This is a genomic window from Streptomyces sp. NPDC004788 (assembly GCF_053601115.1).
In genome coordinates, this window is record NZ_JBSGBF010000060.1 from 42157 (window position 1) to 48196 (window position 6040).

The following is a 6040-nucleotide window of genomic DNA, read 5'->3' on the forward strand; positions in this document are numbered from 1 at the left end:
GCCCGGCCCGGCCCCCGCCGCCGTCGGGTCGTGGGCATACCGTTCTGCCACGGGAGGAACGGTGGACACGACCCGACCACCGGGCCGCACCCGACCGACACGCCACACCCCGAGGGACCCCATGACCCACGACCACGACCTCGTGCTGCGGCCCACCCCCGCGCAGATCACCGCGGCCCTCGACCCGCCCCCCGGGCGCACCGGCGGTGACCTCGTCGTCGAGACCCTCTCCGGCCTCGGCGCCACCACCGTCTTCGGACTGCCCGGCCAGCACGCCCTCGGCATGTTCGACGCCCTGCGCCGCTCCTCCCTCCGGCACGTCGGGCTCCGCGTCGAGAACAACGCGGGCTTCGCCGCCGACGCCTACGGCCGGATCACCGGCGAGGCGGCCCCGCTGCTGCTCTCCACCGGGCCGGGCGCGCTGATGTCGCTCGCCGCGCTCCAGGAGGCGGCGGCCGCGTCCGCGCCGGTGCTCGCGATCGGCAGCCAGGTCCCGGTGGCGGGGCTCGGCGGCGGGCGGCACGGGTATCTGCACGAGCTGCGCGACCAGCAGGCGTCGTTCCGGGACATCGTGAAGTCGGTCCACCCGGTCCGTACGCAGTCCCAGATCCCGTCCGCGATCGCCGCCGCCTGGGAGTCGGCGCTCACCGCCCCGCACGGGCCGGTGTGGGTGGAGATCCCGGAGGACGTGCTGCGCGCGGAGACGCCGATCCCGGTCGTGACGTACATCGACGCCACCCCGGAGGAGGTCGTGCCGCGCCCCGAGCTGACGGCCGTCGCCGCCGACCTGCTCGCGAAGGCGGAGCGTCCGGTGATCATCGCGGGCGGCGGGGTCGTCCGCTCCGACGCGTCCGGGAAGCTGCTCGCGCTCGCCGAGCGGATCGGCGCGCCCGTCGTCACCACCTTCGGCGGCAAGGGCGCCTTCCCGTGGGAGCACCCGCTGTCCCTCCAGTCCTGGCTGGAGGACCGGCACACCACCGACTTCCTCGAGGACGCGGACGTCCTGCTCGTCGTCGGCTCCGGTCTCGGCGAGCTGTCCTCGAACTACCACACGTTCGCCCCGCGCGGCCGGGTGATCCAGATCGAGGCCGACGCCGGGAAGCTGGAGTCCAACCACCCGGCGCTCGGCATCCACGCGGACGCGCGGCTCGCGCTCCAGGCGCTCCTGGAGACGGTGGACGTACGGGAGGACCCGGGCGCTCCGGAGCGCGTCGCGGCGGTGCTCGCGAAGGTACGGGACCGGCTCGCCGCGCAGGGCCTGGACCTGGAGCGGCGGGTCGTCGCGGCGGTCCGCGAGGCCCTGCCGGACGACGCGCCGAGCTTCTGGGACATGACGATCCTGGCCTACTGGGCCTGGTCCGCCTTCGACGCGCGCCGCCCGAACACCATGCACTCCGCCCAGGGCGCCGGCGGCCTCGGCTACGCCTTCCCCGCCGCCCTCGGCGCGGCCGCGGCCGACCCGACGCGGCCGGTGCTCGCGGTGTCGGGCGACGGAGGCGCGATGTACTCGATCGCGGAGCTGGCGACGGCGAAGCAGTACGGCTTCGACGTGACGTGGCTGATCGTGGACGACGGCGGTTACGGGATCCTGCGCGAGTACATGACGGACGCGTTCGGCGAGGCCACGGCGACGGAGCTGACCCGCCCGGACTTCGTCGCGCTCGCCGGCTCCTTCGGCGTCCCGGCGACGGCGACGACACCGGAGTCGCTGGCGAAGGACCTCGCGGAGGCGCTCGCGACCCCGGGCCCGTCGGTCGTGGTGCTCCCGGCGCTGCTGCGGATGTTCGAGCCGACGCATCTGTGAGGCGCGATGCGGTCCGCCCGGCGCGCGCTGCCGCGCCGGGCGGACGGGCATAGTCTGAGGAGATATGCGGATGGCGACCCGCCTCCGCGCGCGTCCAGGCCGTCACCCGAGTGACGGCAACGGCATGAACTCCCGATCCTGCACGATCGTGAAACCTCCGATGAGGTGAGACGTCATGCGACGCCGTTCCCTAGTCCTCCTGCCCGCCTCCGTGGCGCTCGGCCTCGTGGGCTTCCTCGCCCCGACCGCCGGTGCCGTGAGCGCGCACTTCGTCGGCACCCCGACCGCGACCGCCTCCGGCAGCTCCCTGACCGTCAAAGGCAAGGAAGCCGGCCTCGGCGACCAGCAGACGGTGAACATCTCCGTCACCGCCGACGCCCAGTGCGTCAACCCCGGCAACAACGAACCCCAGGCCGGCAACAAGCAGGCCACCGGCGGCGGGGGGCAGTTCCCCGTCCAGAACGGCAAGGCCAACTTCACCGTGACCGTGACCGCGAACTTCCAGCCCAAGTGCAGCCCCCCGATGAGTCTGGTCTGGACCAACGTGGTCATCACCGACACCGGCAACAACATCTCCGTGACCCTGCCCGGCCCGTTCTAGGCCGGTCATCCCTCCCCGTCCGAATCAACCCTCCCGGCCCCGAACGGGTCCTTCTCACCCGAAGGCCCGCCCGGGGTCTTCCGCGAGCGGAGGTACGGGGGAGGCGGGGCACGTGAGGTTCCTGAAGGAGTTCGTCGTCGAGTTCGTGGGCGACTTCGTGGCGGAGGCGATCCTGCAGGCCCTGGCCTGCGCCCTGCTCGTCGGCCTGGGCTGCCTGTTCTTCTGGGGCTGGAGCCTCAGCCCGCTGCTGACCGGCGGCGCCACCGGTCTTGCCGTCGCGTTCACCGGCTACGGCGCCTGGGAGGCCTTCCGCGCGCCCGCCCGGCGTCGCAAGGGACGACTGGCGGGCGCCGCCGTCGTCACCTTCGCCGGCATCGCCTTCTTCTCGCTGTACGCGATCAGCTGCGCCTGCGGATGAGCGGCCGGTCCTAGGACTCCGGACCGGTCTTCGGTCCCGGATTGTTGCGGCGGGATGAAATCGCACGTCGGCCGTGTTGGCCCTTCCGGTAGAGCAGGACGGACGGGAGGCGCCACGTGGCGGCGGTGGGGCAGCAGCAGACGGGGGAAGACGACCCGCGGGCGCAGGAGACGCCGGCGCGGGGCTGGGCGCGCAGGTTGTGGGGGTATGCCTGGCGGTACAAGACGGACGTGGTCCTGGCGCTCGGGTCCTCGCTCGCCGGCATGGCCGTGATGGCGCTCGTGCCGCTCATCACCAAGGTCATCATCGACGACGTCATCGGCGCGAAGACCGGGTCCCTCGGCCTGTGGACCGGGCTCCTCGTCGCCTCCGCCGTCGTCGTCTACGCGCTCACCTACATCCGCCGCTTCTACGGCGGCCGTCTCGCCCTCGACGTCCAGCACGACCTGCGCACCGAGATGTTCGGGACGATCACCCGGCTCGACGGGCGCCGTCAGGACGAGCTGTCGACCGGGCAGGTCGTCGGCCGTGCGACCAGCGACCTCCAGCTGATCCAGGGCCTGCTCTTCATGCTCCCGATGACGATCGGGAACATCCTGCTCTTCCTCATATCGCTCGGCGTGATGGCCGCGCTGTCCCTCCCGCTCACCCTCGTCGCCCTCGCCGTCGCCCCCGCCCTGTGGTGGATCGCCCGCCGCAGCCGCACCCGTCTGCACCCCGCCACCTGGTACGCGCAGCAGCAGGCCGCCACCGTCGCGGGCGTCGTCGACGGGGCCGTGACCGGCGTCCGCGTGGTGAAGGGCTTCGGGCAGGAGGAGCAGGAGACCGGGAAGATCCGGGAGGCCGGGCGGAAGCTGTTCGCGGGCCGGCTGCGGACGATCCGGCTGAACGCGCGGTACACCCCCGCGCTCCAGGCCGTCCCCGCCCTCGGCCAGGTCGCCGTGCTCGCGCTCGGCGGCTGGCTGGCGTACCGCGGGCAGATCACCCTCGGCACCTTCGTCGCCTTCTCCGCCTACCTCGCCTCCCTGGTCGGCCCGGTCCGCATGCTCGCCGTGGTCCTCACCGTCGGCCAGCAGGCCCGGGCCGGCGTCGAGCGGGTCCTGGAGCTGATCGACACCGAGCCGACGATGGCGGACGGCACGAAGGAACTCCCGGCGGACGCGCCCGCGACGGTCGAGTTCGACGACGTCTCCTTCGCGTACGAGGACGGGCGCCCGGTCCTGGAGGGCTTCTCGCTGGAGATCAGGCCCGGCGAGACCGTCGCCGTCGTCGGCGCCTCGGGCTCCGGCAAGTCCACCGTCTCCCTGCTCCTGCCCCGCTTCTACGACGTGACGCACGGCGCCGTCCTCGTCGGCGGCCACGACGTCCGCGAGCTCACCCTCGACTCGCTGCGGGCCGCCGTCGGCCTGGTCCCCGAGGACAGCTTCCTCTTCTCCGACACGGTCCGCGCCAACATCGCGTACGGCGCGCCCGAAGCGACGCAGGAGGAGATCGAAGCGGCCGCCCGCGCCGCCCAGGCCGACCGGTTCATCGCCGAGCTGCCGGACGGCTACGACACCAAGGTCGGCGAGCACGGCCTCACCCTCTCCGGCGGCCAGCGCCAGCGCATCGCGCTCGCCCGAGCGATCCTCACCGACCCGCGCCTCCTCGTCCTCGACGACGCGACCTCCGCCGTCGACGCCCGGGTCGAGCACGAGATCCACGAGGCGCTGAAGTCGGTGATGGCGGGCCGCACCACCCTGCTGATCGCCCACCGCCGCTCCACCCTCGGCCTCGCCGACCGGATCGCCGTCCTCGACGACGGCCGGCTCGCCGACATCGGCACCCACGAGGAGCTGGAGGAGCGCTCCGCGCTCTACCGCCGCCTGCTCACCGACCCCGACGAGCTGGGCGGCGTCTCGCCCGGCCACGCCCTCCCGGCCGAGCTGCCCGAGGACCGCACGCTGCGGGCCGAGCTGGACGCCGAGTTCGACGTCGAGCGGGGCATCACGCCCGCCCTGTGGGTACGGGACGAGAGCGCCGACCCGCGCGAGCTGAAGGGCGCCGGGGCCACCCCGGAGCTGCTCGCCGCCGTCGACGCCCTGCCGCCGGCCACCGACACCCCGGCCGTCGACGAGACCCGCGCGGTCGCGCCCGAGGAGTCGTACGGCCTGCGCCGGCTGCTCCACGGCTTCGGCCGGCCGCTGCTCGTCTCCCTCGCCCTGGTCGCGGTCGACGCGGGCGCCGGCCTGTTGCTGCCGATCCTGATCCGGCACGGCATCGACGAGGGCGTCAACCGGCTCGCGATCGGCGCGGTCTGGGCCGCCTCCGCGCTCGCGCTGCTCACCGTGTTCGTCCAGTGGGTCGCGCAGACCGCCGAGACCCGGATGACCGGGCGCACCGGCGAGCGGATCCTCTACGCGCTCCGCCTGAAGATCTTCGCCCAGCTCCAGCGCCTCGGCCTCGACTACTACGAGCGCGAGCTCACCGGCCGGATCATGACCCGGATGACCACGGACGTCGACGCACTGTCGACCTTCCTGCAGACCGGCCTGGTCACGGCCTTCGTCTCCGTCGTCACCTTCTTCGGCATCATGGTCGCGCTGCTCGTGCTCGACCTCCAGCTCGCCCTGGTCGTCTTCACGACCCTGCCGGTGCTCGCCGTCGCCACGTACTTCTTCCGCCGTGCCAGCGTGAAGGCGTACGAGCTGGCGCGCGAGCGGATCAGCGTGGTCAACGCCGATCTGCAGGAGTCGGTGTCGGGCCTGCGGATCGTGCAGGCGTTCCGGCGCGAGCGGGCGGGCGTCGAGCGGTTCACGGCCCGCAGCGTCGAGTACCGGGCGGCCCGCATCCGCGGCCAGTGGCTGATATCGATCTACTTCCCGTTCGTCACCCTCCTGTCCTCGGTGGCCGCCGCGGCCGTCCTGATCGTCGGCGCGCACCGCATCGAGGCCGGCACCCTGACCACCGGCGCGCTCGTCGCGTACCTGCTCTACATCGACCTGTTCTTCGCGCCCGTGCAGCAGCTCTCGCAGGTCTTCGACGGCTACCAGCAGGCCACCGTCTCGCTGAAGCGGATACAGGAGCTCCTTCAGGAGCCGACCTCCACGGTGGCGGCGGCCGCCCCGCAGGCCGTGCCCGAGCTGCGCGGCGAGATCGCCTTCGAGGACGTGTCGTTCGCGTACGGGACCGAGGACGAGGCCCTGACCGGCGTCGACCTGCGGATACCCGCCGGGCA

At 73.0% G+C, this 6040-nt stretch carries 4 protein-coding genes; all 4 read left to right on the forward strand.

Annotation, left to right across the window (positions count from 1 at the left end):
* The first annotated feature begins 121 nt into the window (after positions 1-121).
* On the forward strand, positions 122-1804 hold the full coding sequence (locus tag ACWEJX_RS24415) for a thiamine pyrophosphate-binding protein (protein WP_451609534.1): 1683 nt from the start codon (positions 122-124) through the stop codon (positions 1802-1804).
* Between the two features lie 175 nt (positions 1805-1979).
* Positions 1980-2405, forward strand: a complete 426-nt coding sequence (locus ACWEJX_RS24420) for a hypothetical protein (RefSeq protein ID WP_451609535.1) — start codon at positions 1980-1982, stop codon at positions 2403-2405.
* Between the two features lie 112 nt (positions 2406-2517).
* Positions 2518-2823, forward strand: coding sequence for a lysine transporter LysE (locus tag ACWEJX_RS24425; protein WP_451609536.1), 306 nt, complete (start codon positions 2518-2520; stop codon positions 2821-2823).
* Between the two features lie 125 nt (positions 2824-2948).
* Positions 2949-6040, forward strand: a 3092-nt coding sequence (locus tag ACWEJX_RS24430) for an ABC transporter transmembrane domain-containing protein (protein ID WP_451609539.1), incomplete at its 3' end; no start/stop codon positions are given.

Bases quoted from the DNA above. Each gene is read 5' to 3' on its own strand.
- ACWEJX_RS24420 (WP_451609535.1), top strand. From the start codon at position 1,980: ATGCGACGCCGTTCCCTAGTCCTCCTGCCCGCCTCCGTGGCGCTCGGC.
- ACWEJX_RS24415 (WP_451609534.1), top strand. From the start codon at position 122: ATGACCCACGACCACGACCTCGTGCTGCGGCCCACCCCCGCGCAGATC.